The following is a 16,475-nucleotide window of genomic DNA, read 5'->3' on the forward strand; positions in this document are numbered from 1 at the left end:
GTGGGTTTTACAGGTGGCCGTGATTTTACTTTTTTTTACCGCAGATTACCTGATGCGTTTATTGCCGCTGGGCAGGGCGGGTTTACAACAGGCCTGACTTGGCCGCCATGACTACCGCCGAGGTTTTGTTGTTGGCACCCAGTTTTTTCATGGCGCTGCTGATATGGAAGTTCACGGTCCGGGTGCTCAGGCCCAAAATCATGCCGATGTCGGAGGCAATTTTACCGTCGGCAGTCCACTTCAATACCTCCAGCTCGCGGCACGATAGGCGGATGATATGAATCTCCAGCCGGTGATGCAGGTGGCAACGTTCGAGCATGGCACTGTGCAGCTGGTTACAGAGCCACAATACTTTGGCGGCTTTCTCGAAAAATTCGCCTTCGGTCACCGGATGGCTGCTTCTGGCAAGGCTCAGCATGCTCACCACACCATTGGGGTCGTGCACCGACTGCGACCATCCATACGTCAGCCCGAAGGTTTGCGTGGCTTTCCATTGATCAGGGGCTTCGCGAAAAATATCGCTGCTCCAGAGGATGGGCGCAATCGACAGTTGGCAGTGGTTTACAAGTGGATTCTTATGAGTGAAAGCACCTTTTTCATACCGCTCTACATAATCATTTGGATAGTTTGTTATTACTTTACTATTCGTTGTGATATTCCCAAGCCTAGGGATCATTCGGAAGAAAAAAAAGTCAAAGCCGTACTCTTCTATCCGTTTGAGTGTGTCTGAACAAATTTCCGCCTCGCTTCTGCAAACAGCAGGGGGAGTTTGGCTGATTAAATGATGTGAAGTCATAAGGCGCTCCTACGGCCCGCCAGTCAGTGGGTGGTGATGTTTGGGGGGGTGATAAGTTCATTTTAGGTGCTGTTTCAGATATTGCTAAGTATTTAATAAGTTGCTTTTGCTGCATGAGAATCTATTGGGGTATAAGTGGGGCTGAAGCACTTGCAGGGCGTATTTAGTTATGCATTTTTGAGTGCCTGTATATAGCAGTCGCCGGATGATTAATAGGGCTGGCGCCTGAACCTGCATGGCGTCACTCTCGCCCGGCCTGCCTTTGCCCCCGTGTTTGCGACGCGCCAAGGTGTCGCAAAGCCAGCACAAACCATCGGTGTTTCTCGGCGCGCCTTTGCGCGACACTAGGGAGATTCGCCAATGGAGTGCCCCATGACTGCCAGTGCAGAAAAATTCACCCAGCAGACGATCCTCGACGTCACGCCGCTGACGCCCAGCCTGTTCACCCTGCGTACCACACGCGATCCGGGGTTTCGCTTTCGCGCCGGGCAGTTCGCCAGGCTGGGGGTGACCAAGGCCGATGGCAGCACGGTGTGGCGCGCTTATTCAATGGTTTCGTCACCCCATGACGAGTTTCTGGAGTTTTTTTCGATCGTGGTGCCAGGCGGGGAATTTACCAGTGAACTCAATCGCCTGGAAATTGGCGACACCTTGCTGGTGGAGCGTCAGGCCTTCGGTTTTCTGACCCTGGACCGCTTTGTCGACGGCCGTGACTTGTGGTTACTGGCCACCGGAACGGGTATCGCGCCGTTTCTGTCGATCCTGCAGGATTTTGAAGTGTGGGAAAAATTCGAGCGTATCGTGCTGGTTTACAGCGCTCGCCATGCCTGCGAGCTGGCCTATCAGGAACTGATCGCCGGGTTATGCAGCCGTGAATACCTGGCCGAGTATGCGCACAAATTGGTCTATATACCGATTGTTACCCGGGAACAGGTTCCCGGTGCATTGAACGGGCGCCTGACTGCGCTGATTGAAAATGGCGAGCTTGAACAGGCTGCAGGCATTGCGCTCTGCAGTGAACACTCACGGGTCATGTTGTGTGGCAACCCGCAAATGATCGATGACACGCGCAAGTTGCTCAAGGCGCGCAACATGCAATTGAGTCTGAGCCGTCGGCCAGGACAAGTTGCAGTTGAGAACTATTGGTAGTTGTTTGTATTGTGTTTGACATCAAAAAAACAATGGCGCCCCAAAGGGCGCCGTTGTTTATATTGAGCACTTATGGCCGGTTATTCTGAACTTTTAGCAAGTCGCGAATTTCGCCCAGTAGTTCTTCTTCTTTGGAAGGCAGTGGCGGTGCGCTCGGAGCGACTGCCTCTTCGCGTTTCAGGCGGTTGATTGCCTTTACACCCATAAAGATAGCGAACGCGACGATAATAAAGTCGATCACGCTCTGGATGAATTTGCCGTAGGCCACCACCACTGCTGGCGCATCGCCAGCTGCGGCTTTCAGGGTAATGGCCAGGTCACTGAAGTCCACCCCGCCAATCAACAACCCCAGCGGTGGCATGACAACGTCCCCCACAAAGGACGAAACGATTTTGCCGAATGCCGCGCCGATGATAATACCGACGGCCATATCGACCACGTTCCCTTTGACCGCGAAGGCCTTGAACTCACTTATCACGCCCATAGGTTATTCCTTGTTACAGATGAGGTTGGTGGGTGCAGTGTAAATCAGCATGGCTGATCTTGCCCGCGCAGCTGTTTGCGGGTAAGCAATCGACCCGCTTGACCGTCAGAAGTTTTCTATCGGCGCTCATTACGCGATTGAAGGGTTCAATACCAGACCTTTTTCTCAATGGCCGGCTTGAGACCTTTCTATTTAGAATTTGCCTCGCAGGCCTCTAGCCTTTGGTCAGCGCCCCATAGCGCAACCAATAACCAGAGGACTTTCGCATGACCACCCCCCTAGGCTTCGGCGCGCTTTCACAGCGCCGCCTGCTGTGTGTATTAAGCGCCAGCCTGCTGTCGGTTACGGCCCAGGCCGCCACGTTGACCCGTGACAACGGTGCCGCTGTCGGTGATAACCAGAACTCGCAAACCGCCGGGGCCAATGGCCCGGTGCTCCTGCAAGACGTGCAATTGCTGCAAAAGCTGCAGCGCTTTGACCGCGAACGCATCCCGGAGCGTGTTGTGCATGCTCGCGGCACCGGCGCTCACGGTACGTTTACCGTGACCAATGACCTGAGCGACCTGACCAAGGCCAAAGTGTTTGCCAAGGGCGAAACCACCCCGGTATTTGTGCGTTTCTCGGCCGTTGTCCACAGCGCTCACTCGCCAGAAACCCTGCGCGACCCGCGCGGTTTCGCGACCAAGTTCTACACCGCAGACGGCAACTGGGACCTGGTGGGCAACAATTTCCCCACCTTCTTTATCCGTGATGCAATCAAGTTCCCGGACATGGTTCACGCCTTCAAGCCTGACCCGCGTACTAATCTGGATGACGACTCACGCCGCTTCGACTTCTTCTCTCATGTACCGGAAGCCACACGCACGCTGACCGAGCTGTACTCCAACGCAGGTACCCCGGCCAGCTACCGCGAAATGGACGGTAACGGCGTGCATGCGTACAAACTGGTCAACGCCAAGGGGGAAGTGCGCTATGTGAAGTTCCACTGGAAAAGCCTGCAGGGGCTGAACAACCTTGACCCGAAACAAGTGACGCAGGTTCAGGGCCAGGACTACAGCCACATGACCAACGATCTGGTCACGCATATCAACAAGGGCGACTTCCCCAAGTGGGATCTGTATGTGCAGGTGCTCAAGCCTGAAGAGCTGAAGACCTTCGACTTTGATCCGTTGGATGCCACCAAGATCTGGCCGAACGTGGCAGAGCGTAAAGTCGGGCAAATGGTCCTGAACCGCAACCCGGCCAATGTCTTCCAGGAAACCGAGCAGGTCGCTATGGCCCCGGCCAACCTGGTGCCAGGCATCGAGCCTTCCGAAGACCGTTTGCTGCAAGGTCGGGTGTTCTCCTATGCCGATACCCAGATGTACCGTTTGGGCGCAAATGCCATGCAATTGCCGATCAACGCTCCTCGTGTCGCGGTAAACAATGGCAATCAGGATGGTGCGATGAACCTGGGCCACACCACCTCGGGTGTGAACTACCAGCCGAGCCGCCTGATGCCGCGTGAAGAGCCGCAAGCCGCGCGCTACAGCGAAATGGCGCTGTCGGGTACTACGCAGCAGGCGAAGATCCAGCGTGAGCAAAACTTCAAGCAGGCCGGTGACTTGTACCGCTCATACAGCAAGAAAGAGCGTCAGGACCTGATTGAAAGCTTCGGCGGCTCGCTGGCGACAACCGATGATGAAAGCAAGCACATCATCCTGTCGTTCCTTTACAAGGCTGACCCCGAGTACGGCACTGGTGTCGCCAAAGTGGCCAAAGGCGATCTGAGCCGGGTCAAAGCGCTGGCTGCCAAACTGGCGGATTAACCTCTGACCCTCACCCCAACCCTCTCCCGGAGGGAGAGGGAGCTGATTTGCGGTGATTTTGAATACGCACGCGGTCAGTCCCCTCTCCCTTTGGGAGAGGGCCAGGGTGAGGGGCTTTTGATTCAGGTGAGCACCATGCGTATTTTCATTTCCCTGGCCTTGATGTTGGTCAGCGGCCTGAGCCTGGCTGACGGTCCCGATGTCCGGGTCCAGCTTCAGGATTACTATTTCGACGCCGCCCGCCGAGGCGATGTGGCGATCATCGATACCTTTATCGAATCCGGTTACACCCTCGATATTCAAGACAGCAAAGGCTATACCGCGCTGATTCTGGCAGCCTACAACGGCCAGCCCGAGGCGGTGGAGCATTTGCTCAAGGCCGGCGCCAATGCCTGTGTGCAGGACAAACGCGGCAACACAGCCCTGATGGGCGCGATTTTCAAGGGCGAACTCAAGATTGCCCATCGCCTGATGGCGACTGACTGCAACCCCGATCAGCGCAATGGTGCAGGGCAGACGGCGGCCATGTATGCGGGACTGTTCAAGCGCGTTGAGCTGCTCAATGACTTGTCCCGTAAAGGCGCCGACCTGAATGCCGAAGACACGGCAGGCAACAGTGCCGCCCGGCTGGTCAATGGCGAAATCCGCATGCCGGTAGCGCGCTGATCCAGGCTCAGTGGGCTATCATCGCGGTTTTTCCGTGGAGTTCAGATGGCCAAGCCCAAGCGCATTTACGGCTGCACCGAGTGCGGCGCAACCTTTCCCAAGTGGGCCGGGCAGTGCGGCGAGTGCGGCGTCTGGAACACCCTGGTCGAAACCATCGTTGAAAGCGGGGCTGCAGCGCCGCCCAGCGGCCGTACCGGCTGGACCGGGCAACAGGCCCAGCTCAAGACCCTGGCCGAAGTCAGCATTGAAGAACTGCCGCGCTTTTCCACGGCCTCCGGCGAGCTGGACCGGGTGCTCGGGGGCGGGCTGGTGGATGGCTCGGTGGTATTGATCGGCGGCGACCCTGGGATCGGCAAATCCACCATCCTGCTGCAAACCCTGTGTCAGATGGCCACCCGCATGCCGGCGCTGTACGTCACCGGCGAGGAATCCCAGCAACAAGTGGCCATGCGCGCCCGGCGCCTGGGGTTGCCCCAGGATCAGCTCAAGGTGATGACCGAGACTTGCATCGAAAGCATCATCGCCACCGCCAAGCTCGAAAAGCCCAAAGTCATGGTGATTGACTCGATCCAGACCATCTTTACCGAGCAGCTGCAATCGGCCCCCGGCGGTGTGTCGCAAGTGCGCGAAAGTGCGGCCTTGCTGGTGCGCTATGCGAAATCCAGCGGTACGGCGATTTTCCTGGTGGGCCATGTGACCAAAGAGGGCGCACTGGCCGGGCCGCGGGTGCTGGAGCATATGGTGGATACCGTGCTGTATTTCGAAGGTGAGTCCGACGGGCGCCTGCGTTTGTTGCGCGCGGTAAAAAACCGTTTTGGCGCAGTCAACGAGCTGGGTGTGTTCGGCATGACCGATAAGGGCCTCAAAGAAGTGTCCAACCCTTCTGCGATTTTCCTTACCCGCGCCCAGGAAGAAGTCCCGGGCAGCGTAGTGATGGCCACCTGGGAAGGCACCCGTCCGATGCTGGTGGAGGTGCAGGCGTTGGTGGACGACAGCCATATGTCCAACCCGCGCCGCGTTACCTTGGGCCTGGACCAGAATCGTCTGGCCATGTTGCTGGCCGTCCTGCATCGCCACGGCGGTATTCCTACCCATGATCAGGATGTGTTCCTCAACGTGGTCGGCGGGGTCAAGGTGCTGGAAACCGCCTCTGACCTGGCGTTGATGGCCGCTGTGATGTCCAGCCTGCGCAACCGTCCGCTGCCTCACGACCTGCTGGTGTTCGGTGAAGTCGGCCTGTCGGGCGAAGTGCGTCCGGTGCCAAGCGGTCAGGAGCGGCTTAAAGAAGCGGCCAAGCACGGCTTCAAGCGCGCCATCGTGCCCAAGGGCAACGCCCCCAAGGAATCACCGCCGGGCCTTAAAGTGATTGGCGTGACCCGTCTGGAGCAGGCACTGGATGCGTTGTTCGAGTAGGGTTTTAAATCTGCAAAAAAATCTGCAATAGGCATGGAGTTTGAAGTCTGATAGTGTCGGTTTAGGCCTTTGTTTATAGGGTGTTGGCTATAAATAAGATGTGCTTGAAAATCTGCAAAAGAGTTCGAAAATGTCAGCGCTTTATGACTCCGTTAGCTGGTTGGAACCCTTGTTGATTGATCCGATCCCTGCCGATCTGGTGGCGATGGCGGATCAGATGTTGGCCCTGAAAGGGCGGCTAGAAGGGCTTTATCCCGCCGAAACCGCCGACCGTATTGGTCAGTTGTTGCAACTGACCAATAGCTTTTATTCAAACCTGATCGAAGGGCAGTACACCGAGCCCAAAGCCATCGAACAAAAGGCCCGGATCAAACGTTCAGCCAAACAGCTCACCGACATCGCCGCCTCCCACGTGTATGTCCAGCGCGCCCTTGAGCGGTTGATTGACAGGGATGGCGGGCCTGATTGGGGTCAATTGTTCTCCGTGAATTTCCTGTCCTTGCTTCATCGCGGGCTATTCCGTGATGCAAGCCTGCAGGAGCTTCACATCGAGGGACGGGACACGCCCATGGTGCCCGGACAACTGCGGGACATCCCTCGGCTGGATGTTTCGGTCGGTCGTCATGATGCCCCGGCCTATCGGATTGTGCGTCCCATGCTTGAGCGAATGCAGGTGGTCTATGGGCGTATCGCAGACTCTCGCTACAGGCTCATCGGCGCTTTGGCTTACCACCATCGGCTGGCGTGGGTGCACCCATTTCCCGATGGCAATGGCCGGGTTGTGAGAATGATCACTCACCTTCAATTATTGAAACTGGGGTTGGCGTCACCGTTATGGTCGCTGTCCCGGGGGGTGGCCCGCGAGCATGAGGCCTACTACCGGCATCTTGCCCAGGCCGATCAACACCGCCAGGGGGATCTGGACGGCCGTGGGCAACTGTCGTTGAAAGCCTTGCAGGAGTTTGTGAGGTTTATGCTGCGAACCTGCATCGATCAAATGACTTACATGCTCCAAGCGCTGGATCGTGATGCCTTGAGAGCGCGTCTTGAGCGTGCCGTTGCGTTCGACGAGCGCTTTGTCGCAGCGGGTATCAAGCCGCAAACAGCTCGGGCACTGCATATCCTGATTACCCAAGGGGCCGTGCTGCGTAATGACTTCAAGGTGTACATGGGGTTGGGTGAAAGAACCGCAATCAGCCAATTGAAACAATTGGTGCAGTTGGGCGTGGTAGAAAGCCCGTCGCCCAAGTCGCGGCTAATTCATCCGGGCTTCCCGGTATGGTTCGCACAACTGGTCTTTCCCGACCTGCACCGGCGTTTCATGTAAGGCTGGCGCCCGTCAAAAAACCGCAAAAGAAGGCTCTAGACCAACCTTGGGGGCTGGTCTTTGGAGCCAACAGCGCTAAACTCCGGGGGCAGTCTTTCTTGTCCAACTGGCCGGAATTAAAAAAATGAATAATAAAAATAGCCTGCTACGCCACATTCCGTGGCTGGTGCTGGCAATTGTAGGAGCCTGCGCCCTTGGCGTAGTGGCATTGCGCCGGGGCGAGGCGATCAACGCCTTGTGGATTGTTGTGGCAGCCGTTGCCATCTATCTGGTTGCCTATCGCTATTACAGTCTGTTTATCGCCACCCAGGTGATGCAACTCGACTCCAGCCGCGCCACACCTGCGGTGCTCAATAACGACGGTCTGGACTATGTGCCGACCAACAAGCACATTCTCTTTGGCCATCACTTTGCTGCTATCGCTGGTGCTGGCCCTCTGGTCGGGCCGGTATTGGCCGCACAAATGGGCTACCTGCCGGGCACGCTCTGGCTGATCGCCGGGGTGGTGCTGGCCGGTGCGGTGCAGGACTTTATGGTCCTGTTCATGTCCACTCGCCGCAACGGTCGCTCGCTGGGTGACATGGTGCGTGAGGAAATGGGCAAGATCCCGGGCACCATCGCGCTGTTTGGCTGCTTCCTGATCATGATCATCATCCTCGCGGTGCTGGCGCTGATCGTGGTCAAGGCCCTGGCCGAAAGCCCGTGGGGCATGTTCACGGTGATGGCGACCATCCCGATTGCGATGTTCATGGGCATTTACATGCGCTACATCCGCCCGGGTCGCATCGGTGAAATCTCCATCGTCGGCGTACTGCTGCTGCTCGGTTCCATCTGGCTGGGGGGCCAGATTGCGGCAAGCCCTGAGTGGGCCCCGGTGTTCACCTTCACCGGTACGCAAATCACCTGGATGCTGATCGGTTATGGTTTTGTCGCCGCAGTGCTGCCGGTATGGCTGGTGCTGGCACCGCGTGACTACCTGTCCACATTCCTCAAAATCGGCACCATCGTCGCGCTGGCTATCGGCATTCTGGTCACCATGCCAGAGCTGAAAATGCCTGCACTGACCCAGTTCACCGATGGCACCGGCCCGGTCTGGAAAGGCGGCCTGTTCCCGTTCCTGTTCATTACTATTGCTTGCGGTGCGGTATCGGGTTTCCACGCGCTGATTTCCTCAGGTACTACGCCCAAGCTGCTGGATAACGAAAGCAACGCCCGTTACATCGGTTACGGCGGCATGCTGATGGAGTCCTTTGTGGCCATTATGGCGATGGTTGCCGCTTCGGTGATCGAGCCGGGTGTGTACTTCGCCATGAACAGCCCGGCGGCTATCGTCGGCGGTGACGTGGTCACCGTTGCGCAGAACATCACCAACTGGGGCTTTGCCATTACCCCGGATGCGTTGACCGCACTGGCCAAGGACATCGGTGAAACCACCGTCCTGGCCCGTGCCGGCGGCGCCCCGACCCTGGCGGTCGGTATCGCGCAGATCCTGCACAACGTGCTGCCGGGCGAAAACACTATGGCGTTCTGGTATCACTTCGCCATTTTGTTTGAAGCCCTGTTTATTCTGACGGCCGTTGACGCCGGTACCCGTGCTGGCCGCTTTATGTTGCAAGATTTGCTGGGCAGCTTTGTGCCTGCACTCAAGCGCACCGAATCGTGGGGCGCCAACCTGTTGGCCACCGGCCTGTGTGTGGCGATGTGGGGTTACCTGCTGTATCAGGGCGTGATCGATCCACTGGGCGGCATCAACACCCTGTGGCCACTGTTCGGTATCTCCAACCAGATGCTGGCGGGTATCGCGCTGATGCTGGCTACCGTTGTGCTGATCAAAATGAAGCGCCAGCGCTACATTTGGGTGACCATGCTGCCAGCTGTCTGGCTGCTGATCTGCACCACCGTGGCTGGTTTTATCAAGTTGTTCGACGCCAACCCGGCGGTGGGCTTCCTGTCCCTGGCCAACAAATACAGCACTGCGCTGGAAGCCGGCCAGGTGATTGCCCCGGCAAAAAACATCGACCAGATGCAACACGTGATCATCAACGCCTACACCAACGCCGGTCTGACCGTGCTGTTCCTGTTCGTGGTGTTCAGCATTCTGTTCTTTGCGATCAAAGTGGGTGTCGCTGCATGGGGCACCAAGGAACGTACGGATAAAGAGTCGCCGTACCAAGCCATGCCGGATGTTTGATAGAGGGTTGCAAGCATGTTCAATGACCTGAGTCGCCTCGGTAAATACCTCGGTCAGGCCGCCCGCCTGATGGTCGGCATGCCCGACTACGACAATTACGTCGAGCATATGCAAACCAAGCACCCGGACAAGCCGGTGATGAGCTACGAGGCGTTCTTTCGTGAGCGCCAGGAAGCCCGTTACGGCGGCAAGGGTGGGCCCAAGTGCTGTTAACCCGTCAGGGTTGAGCTGTATCTGACTGTGGGAGCGGGCTTGCTCGCGATTCAGGCGGCACGGTGTGACTGACACACCGCGCCGTTCTTATCGCGAGCAAGCCCGCTCCCACATTTGTTTTGGCGTTTTGTTTAAGGAGGCACTGCATGACCTCTCCAATCCCCGTCACCATCCTCAGCGGTTTTTTGGGGGCCGGTAAAACCACCTTGTTGCGCTACCTGCTCAAGGCCGAGCACGGCCTGAAAATCGCCGTGATCGAAAATGAATTCAGCGATGCCGGGATCGATACCCAGTTGCTGGGCGACGAGCCGGTGCAAGTCATGACCCTGGCCAATGGTTGCGTGTGCTGCACCATCCACACCGACCTGACCAAGGCGCTGTACCTGCTGCTCGAGCGCCTGGACAGTGGCGAAATCGCCTTCGACCGCCTGGTGATCGAATGCACCGGCCTGGCCGACCCGGCACCGGTGGCGCAAACTTTCTTTATCGATGAAGAACTGCGCGAGCGTTACCTGCTGGACGGCATCATCACCCTGGTGGATGCGGCCCACGCCGATGTGCATTTGAGCCAGACCATTGCCCAGGCGCAGATCGGTTTTGCTGACCGCCTGTTGGTGAGCAAGCGCGATCTGGTGGATGACGCCACCTTTGACGCGTTGTGCGAGCGCTTGACCCGTATCAACCGCCGAGCGCCGATCCGTGTGGTTGAGCACGGCAAGATCGACCTGGCCGAGTTGCTGGATGTGCGCGGGTTCAACCTCAATGCCGACCTTGGCGGTGGCCTGAGTTTGCGCCCGGTGCAACCCGCGGCGTCCGTCGACCGCATTTCCAGCCTGGTGCTGCGCACTGACAAGCCGCTGGATATCGACAGCCTCAGCGCATTCATGAACGAGTTGCTGGAAGATCACGGCAAGCAATTGCTGCGGTACAAGGGCGTGCTGAGCATTGCCGGTGAGGATCGACGCCTGGTGTTTCAGGGTGTGTTGAAGCTTTATGGGTTCGACTGGGACACCGAGTGGGCCGAAGGTGAGGCGCGCGAAAGCGTGATGGTGTTTATTGCCGATGATCTGCCTGAAGCCAAGATTCGCGAGGGGTTTGCGCGCTTGACGATGACGCCATAACCGCTCCCACAAAAAAGCCCGGCTCAAGAGCCGGGCTTTTTATTCAGCTATTTGACACTCAGTTGCCGTATACCGGCAGCTTGGCGCAAATGGCTTTGACTTTCTCGCGAACGGCGTCGATAACGGCTTCGTTGTTGATGTCAGCCAGGATGTCGCAGATCCAGCCAGCCAGTTCACGGCATTCTTCAACCTTGAAGCCGCGAGTGGTCACCGCCGGAGTACCGAAACGCAGACCCGAGGTTACGAACGGGGAGCGTGGATCGTTCGGTACGGAGTTCTTGTTCACGGTGATGAACGCTTTGCCCAGAGCGGCGTCAGCGTCTTTACCGGAGATTTCCTGCTTGATCAGCGACAGCAGGAACAGGTGGTTTTCAGTACCACCCGATACCACGTCAAAGCCACGCTCGATAAATACCGAAGCCATCGCCTGAGCGTTTTTCACCACTTGTTGCTGGTAAGCCTTGAACTCGGGTTGCAGGGCTTCCTTGAAGCACACGGCCTTGGCGGCGATAACGTGCTCCAGCGGGCCGCCTTGCGAACCCGGGAATACAGCCGAGTTCAGCTTCTTCTCGATGTCGGCGTTGGCTTTGGCCAGGATCAGGCCGCCACGCGGGCCACGCAGGGTTTTGTGAGTCGTGGTGGTCACCACGTCAGCAAATGGAACCGGGTTCGGGTAAACGCCAGCAGCCACCAGACCGGCTACGTGAGCCATGTCCACGAACAGGTAGGCGCCAACCTTGTCGGCGATGGCGCGGAAACGCGGGAAGTCCAGTACCTGCGAGTAGGCAGAGAAACCGGCCACGATCATTTTTGGCTTGTGCTCAACGGCCAGGCGCTCAACTTCGTCGTAGTCGATCAGGCCATTGGCGTCGATGCCGTACTGGATGGCATTGTACAGCTTGCCCGAAGACGAAACGCTGGCACCGTGGGTCAGGTGACCGCCGTGAGCCAGGCTCATGCCCAGGATGGTGTCGCCAGCCGACAGCAGGGCCAGGTAAACGGCGCTGTTGGCCTGGGAACCGGCGTGCGGCTGAACGTTGGCGTAATCGGCGCCGAACAGTTCTTTTGCACGGTCGATAGCCAGTTGCTCTACCACGTCTACGTATTCGCAGCCGCCGTAGTAGCGCTTGCCTGGGTAGCCTTCGGCGTATTTGTTGGTCAGAACCGAGCCTTGAGCTTCCATGACCGCTGGGCTGGTGTAGTTTTCCGAAGCGATCAGCTCAATGTGTTCTTCCTGGCGCTGAGCTTCTTGCTCCATGGCGGCAAAAAGGTCGGCGTCGAACTTGGCAAGTGTCAAATCACGGCTGAACATGGCGGTCCTCAAGGATCGGGGGCAGAAAAGGAGGGCATTCTAACTCAATGGGTTTTATCTGGCATATGAATGCGATTCACGGTGGGCAACTATGAGCTTCAAGCTTGCAGCTGTGAGCTTGCCGCTTGCAGTTGCTCCACCAGTTGATCGGCTGGCATCGGGCGCCCGAACAGGTAGCCTTGCACTTCGTCGCAGCCGTGTTCGCGCAGGAAATCCAGCTGTTCGTGGGTTTCCACGCCTTCGGCGATCACCGCCAGGTTCAGGCTGTGGGCCATTGCAATAATGGCCCGGGCAATCTGCGCGTCCTGCTCGCCGCTGGGCAGGCCGTCGACAAAGGTGCGGTCGATTTTCAGGACATCGATGGGGAATTGCTTGAGGTAGTTGAGCGACGAATAGCCGGTGCCGAAGTCATCCACGGCAATGCTCAGGCCGAGGTTTTTCAGGCTGGCGAGGATATGCAGGGCTTCGCTGACTTCGCGCATCAGGATGCTTTCGGTCAGTTCAAGCTCAAGGCAGGCCGGGGACAGGCCGGTTTCCTTGAGGATCGTGGCGATGCGCGTGCCCAGTTGGCCATCGGAGAACTGGCGCGCCGAGATATTCACCGACACCTTGGGCACACGCACCTTGGCCTGGTGCCAGTGCTTGAGCTGGCGGCAGGCCTCTGCCAGCACCCAGTCGCCGACTTCCACCACCAGGCCCAACTCCTCGAGTACCGGGATAAAGTCGCCAGGTGGAACCAGGCCACGCCTTGAGTGGTTCCAGCGCAACAGCGCCTCGACGCCGGTCAGGCGCTTGCCGTCGCCGCTGAACTGCGGCTGGTAGAACAGGATGAACTCCTGCTGCTCCAGGGCATGGCGCAGGTCGCTTTCCAGTTCCAGGCGCTCCAGGGCGCTGGCGTTCATGTCCGCCTGATAGAACTGGAAGTTGTTTTTGCCGCGCTCCTTGGCGTGGTACATGGCGGTGTCGGCGTTTTTCATCAGCTGGCTGAGCTCGTTGCCGTCTTGCGGGCTCAGGGCGATACCAATACTGGCGGTCACGAAAAACTCGCGGCTTTCGAGCACGAAAGGTTTTACCAGGCTGGCGAGGATCTGCTCGGCCACATTGATGGCCCGGTTCAAGGCCTGCTGGCGGGTGGTGCGCGGTTGCAGCAGGAGGGTGAACTCGTCACCGCCCATGCGCGCCACGGTATCGTCGTCACCGACGCAGGCCAGCAAGCGGATGGCCATGTCCTTGAGCATGCGGTCGCCAGCGGCGTGGCCCAGGGAGTCGTTGATCGGCTTGAAACGGTCAAGGTCGAGGAACATCAGCACCACCCACGACTTGTTACGCTCGGCCTGTTGCAGCGCGGTGTGCAGGCGGTCCTGGAACAGGGTGCGGTTGGGCAGGTGGGTCAGGGCGTCGTAATAGGCCAGGCGGTGAATGCGCTGCTCGCTGGCCTTGCGCTCGCTGATATCACTGAAAAAACACACATAGCTCGCCAGGTCGCCTTCATCATCGAGCACTGCGGTGATGCCGACCCAGGCCGGGTAGTGCTCGCCGTTCAGGCGCTTGAGCCAGACCTCACCCTCCCAGGTGCCATGCACATGCAGTTGCTTGAGCACATAGGTCAGGTGCGCACGCTGCTGGGCATCCACGGTGAGCATGCTTGGCAGTTGATCGAGCACCTGCGCCACGGCGTAGCCGCTGACTCGGCTGAAGGCCTCGTTGGCCTGCACGATATAACCAGCAGGGTCAGTAATGAGGATGGCCGAGGTGGAGTGTTCGAACACCGTGGCGGCCATGCGCAGGTCTTTTTCGGCACGGCGCTGCTGACTCATGTCGCGGCCTACGCCCAGAATCCCCTCAAACCCATCGTTCTCATTCCACACCAGAACCAGGCGCAACTCGATGGGCACCTTGTGGCCGTCGGCGCGCAGGCAGTCGAACAAAAACAGCTGGGTTTGCACCTGGGCGCGCAGGGCCGACAGTTGCTGGGGCTTGTGCAGTGCGGCGCGGATGCGCTCGATCAGGCTGTTGACCCCTTCCAGTTGTTGCGGGGTGGCGATGATCGATTGCCAGCCATTGTCGAACACCCACTGCGCCTCATACCCCAATACGGTTTGTATGGACGGGCTCAGGTAGTTCATGCGCAACGAACTGTCGGTCGAGAAAATCACGTCGCTGATGCTTTCAGCCAGCATCCGGTAGCGTTGCTCGCTGTCACGCAATGACTCGCTGGCTTCGATCTGGTCGGTGATGTCCTTGGCCACCCCGACAATGCGCGTGACCTGGTTGCCCGTGTCACGGGCGAACGCCTGCTCGCGGATGTCGAAGCGCCGCCAGGTGCCTTGCTGATGGCGAAAGCGCAACTGGCATTGCAGCAGTTGCTTGTAGCCGTTTTCCCGCTGTTCTTTGCGCAACTGGTGATAACGCTCGGCGTCTTCGGGGTGCAGCAGCAACTCCCAGAAGTACGCGCCCATTTCCTGCAGCTCGACCGCGCTATAGCCCAGGGTATGGCCCAGGTGGTGGTTGCTGAAGATGATCCGCTGGCTGATCACATTTTGTACATAAAGATGGTCGGGCACGGTGCGCACCACATCGGACCAGAAACTCTCGCGCTCTTGCAGGGACAGTTCGATCAGCTTGCGGCTGGTAATGTCGCTGATGCTCAGGATCACCGCGTGGTAATCCTCGTGATCCGCAGGCAGGCGCAGCACCAGCCATAAATGCTGGTCGCGGCCATTGGCATCGGTGAGTTTTATTTCCAGCTCAAGTTGCTGTTGTTGCTCAAGCACGGCCTCGACAATCTGATAGCCAATGGCCGTGCTGGTCGACGGGCAACCGTTGATCAGCTTGTGCCAGGCGCCCTCACCGGAGTCGACCTCCAGCAGTTGCATGGCCACCTGATTGACCTCGGTGATGCGCAATTGCTCGAACAATTGACGGCGATGCTCGGGGTGATCGCCCAGCCATTGTTTGAGGGCGTCGCCGTCGTGAAGTTTTTCGCGGTCGAGAAACCCCGGCAGGCTGGACAGGTCGAGCACGCACAGGGCGACGCCGGTGCCTTCAAAAATATCGTGATAGCGCCGCCGGCCTTCATGCAGCTGGCGCTGACGGCGGCGCATGTTCAGCAGGGCAATGATCGGCAGCAATGAAAACAGCAGGCCAAGCAGGCATTTGCCGATCAGGCCGGGCAGCAGGTGCTCGATCGCCTGGCGGTCATTGAACAGCCCGCGCAGTTGCCAGTCGCTGTGGTTGATGGGCGTCAACAGAACGGTGTCTTCCTCATCCTCCGGGTTCAGGGTGGAGGCGGGGGTCACGTTCTTATCCGCCCGGCTAAGGACTTTGCGGGTCTGGCTGTTCTCCACCAGCCATTGCGGCCTTTGGCTGCTGGCATTCTGATGGGTCAGGTTTTGCAACAAATCCGGGCTCATGCGCAGCAGCCAGTAGCCATTGATGGTGCCACTGGGCTGGCGCAGCAACAGATAGATGACGCTGGCGTCACGGTTATTGCTGAAGTAATAGCCCTCGGTGCGGCTGCGCGACGGGCTGTGCCGGATCCAGTCCGCCAGGTTGGCGGCATCGGGGCTGGTGCCCAGGCTGTCGAGCAGGATTTCGCCTTCAGGGCTGACCAGTGCCAGGCTTTGCAAGGCGGGCAGGGACTGGCTCAGTTGTTTGACCAGGGCCTGTTGCTGGCGCACGGTTTTCGGCGACTTGTCCACAGGCAGCAGGTTGAGGGCGGTTTCAGCGCGCAGGGCCATGCTCAGGCCAATGTGGTCGGCCAGGTCGGCACTGTAATTGATACTGGCCTGGCGCTCTTGCTGCAGGGTTTCCTGGAACTGTTCGATCAACAACCAGAACAGCATGGCCAGCAGCAGTAAAACCAGCGCCGCCAATGCACTTTTCAGCGTTCCGCGCACAGGCGTCCCCAATAATGGGTTGGACGCTTTGACAATAGTGGGCGCGGTGACATTGGGCAACTTGTGATCCTGCAATTTGGCGGCAATGGCGCGAGG

Annotated in this window: 12 protein-coding genes; 8 read left to right on the forward strand and 4 right to left on the reverse strand. The window is 58.4% G+C overall.

Annotation, left to right across the window (positions count from 1 at the left end):
- Positions 1–82 precede the first annotated feature (82 nt).
- Entirely contained in the window at positions 83–796 is a 714-nt protein-coding gene (locus BFC21_RS22050) for a LuxR family transcriptional regulator (RefSeq protein WP_088378923.1), read from the reverse strand.
- A gap of 372 nt (positions 797–1,168) precedes the next feature.
- Between BFC21_RS22050 and BFC21_RS22055 the strand changes: the two genes are divergently transcribed.
- The gene (locus BFC21_RS22055; RefSeq protein WP_088378924.1) at positions 1,169–1,945 is read left to right on the forward strand and encodes a ferredoxin--NADP reductase; all 777 of its coding nucleotides are present in this window, start codon (positions 1,169–1,171) and stop codon (positions 1,943–1,945) included.
- Positions 1,946–2,015: 70 nt separating this feature from the next.
- Here the strand turns inward: BFC21_RS22055 and mscL are convergent, their stop codons facing one another.
- Complete coding sequence (gene mscL / locus BFC21_RS22060) at positions 2,016–2,429, reverse strand: large-conductance mechanosensitive channel protein MscL (protein ID WP_016779363.1); 414 nt, start codon at positions 2,427–2,429, stop codon at positions 2,016–2,018.
- Positions 2,430–2,695: 266 nt separating this feature from the next.
- Between mscL and katB the strand changes: the two genes are divergently transcribed.
- The 7 genes from katB to yjiA all read left to right on the forward strand — a co-directional run bounded on the left by katB (position 2,696) and on the right by yjiA (position 11,168).
- Positions 2,696–4,237: a catalase KatB gene (gene katB / locus BFC21_RS22065; RefSeq protein ID WP_088378925.1), complete on the forward strand. Its 1,542-nt coding sequence runs from the start codon at positions 2,696–2,698 to the stop codon at positions 4,235–4,237.
- Between the two features lie 135 nt (positions 4,238–4,372).
- The gene (locus BFC21_RS22070; RefSeq protein WP_088378926.1) at positions 4,373–4,903 is read left to right on the forward strand and encodes an ankyrin repeat domain-containing protein; all 531 of its coding nucleotides are present in this window, start codon (positions 4,373–4,375) and stop codon (positions 4,901–4,903) included.
- A 45-nt stretch (positions 4,904–4,948) separates the two neighbouring features.
- Positions 4,949–6,316 (forward strand): DNA repair protein RadA, encoded by a 1,368-nt coding sequence (gene radA, locus BFC21_RS22075; RefSeq protein WP_083369766.1) that lies wholly within the window; start codon positions 4,949–4,951, stop codon positions 6,314–6,316.
- A gap of 130 nt (positions 6,317–6,446) precedes the next feature.
- The gene (locus tag BFC21_RS22080; RefSeq protein WP_256557595.1) at positions 6,447–7,643 is read left to right on the forward strand and encodes a Fic family protein; all 1,197 of its coding nucleotides are present in this window, start codon (positions 6,447–6,449) and stop codon (positions 7,641–7,643) included.
- 124 nt (positions 7,644–7,767) lie between these two features.
- Positions 7,768–9,834 (forward strand): carbon starvation CstA family protein, encoded by a 2,067-nt coding sequence (locus BFC21_RS22085; RefSeq protein ID WP_088378927.1) that lies wholly within the window; start codon positions 7,768–7,770, stop codon positions 9,832–9,834.
- A gap of 15 nt (positions 9,835–9,849) precedes the next feature.
- On the forward strand, positions 9,850–10,047 hold the full coding sequence (locus BFC21_RS22090) for a YbdD/YjiX family protein (RefSeq protein WP_007937254.1): 198 nt from the start codon (positions 9,850–9,852) through the stop codon (positions 10,045–10,047).
- A gap of 146 nt (positions 10,048–10,193) precedes the next feature.
- The gene (gene yjiA, locus BFC21_RS22095; protein WP_120266484.1) at positions 10,194–11,168 is read left to right on the forward strand and encodes a GTPase; all 975 of its coding nucleotides are present in this window, start codon (positions 10,194–10,196) and stop codon (positions 11,166–11,168) included.
- Between the two features lie 58 nt (positions 11,169–11,226).
- On the opposite strand, the gene glyA is transcribed toward yjiA, so the two are convergent.
- Positions 11,227–12,480, reverse strand: a complete 1,254-nt coding sequence (glyA, locus tag BFC21_RS22100) for a serine hydroxymethyltransferase (protein ID WP_088378929.1) — start codon at positions 12,478–12,480, stop codon at positions 11,227–11,229.
- A gap of 98 nt (positions 12,481–12,578) precedes the next feature.
- A complete protein-coding gene (locus BFC21_RS22105; protein WP_088379575.1) occupies positions 12,579–16,439 on the reverse strand; it encodes an EAL domain-containing protein in 3,861 nt (1,286 codons plus the stop codon).
- Positions 16,440–16,475: the final 36 nt, after the last annotated feature.

The sequence above is a fragment of the Pseudomonas sp. TMW 2.1634 genome, assembly GCF_001703595.1.
Lineage (GTDB): Bacteria > Pseudomonadota > Gammaproteobacteria > Pseudomonadales > Pseudomonadaceae > Aquipseudomonas > Aquipseudomonas fragi.

Bases quoted from the DNA above. Each gene is read 5' to 3' on its own strand.
- BFC21_RS22050 (WP_088378923.1), bottom strand. From the start codon at position 796: ATGACTTCACATCATTTAATCAGCCAAACTCCCCCTGCTGTTTGCAGA.
- BFC21_RS22055 (WP_088378924.1), top strand. From the start codon at position 1,169: ATGACTGCCAGTGCAGAAAAATTCACCCAGCAGACGATCCTCGACGTC.
- mscL (WP_016779363.1), bottom strand. From the start codon at position 2,429: ATGGGCGTGATAAGTGAGTTCAAGGCCTTCGCGGTCAAAGGGAACGTG.
- katB (WP_088378925.1), top strand. From the start codon at position 2,696: ATGACCACCCCCCTAGGCTTCGGCGCGCTTTCACAGCGCCGCCTGCTG.
- BFC21_RS22070 (WP_088378926.1), top strand. From the start codon at position 4,373: ATGCGTATTTTCATTTCCCTGGCCTTGATGTTGGTCAGCGGCCTGAGC.
- radA (WP_083369766.1), top strand. From the start codon at position 4,949: ATGGCCAAGCCCAAGCGCATTTACGGCTGCACCGAGTGCGGCGCAACC.
- BFC21_RS22080 (WP_256557595.1), top strand. From the start codon at position 6,447: ATGTCAGCGCTTTATGACTCCGTTAGCTGGTTGGAACCCTTGTTGATT.
- BFC21_RS22085 (WP_088378927.1), top strand. From the start codon at position 7,768: ATGAATAATAAAAATAGCCTGCTACGCCACATTCCGTGGCTGGTGCTG.
- BFC21_RS22090 (WP_007937254.1), top strand. From the start codon at position 9,850: ATGTTCAATGACCTGAGTCGCCTCGGTAAATACCTCGGTCAGGCCGCC.
- yjiA (WP_120266484.1), top strand. From the start codon at position 10,194: ATGACCTCTCCAATCCCCGTCACCATCCTCAGCGGTTTTTTGGGGGCC.
- glyA (WP_088378929.1), bottom strand. From the start codon at position 12,480: ATGTTCAGCCGTGATTTGACACTTGCCAAGTTCGACGCCGACCTTTTT.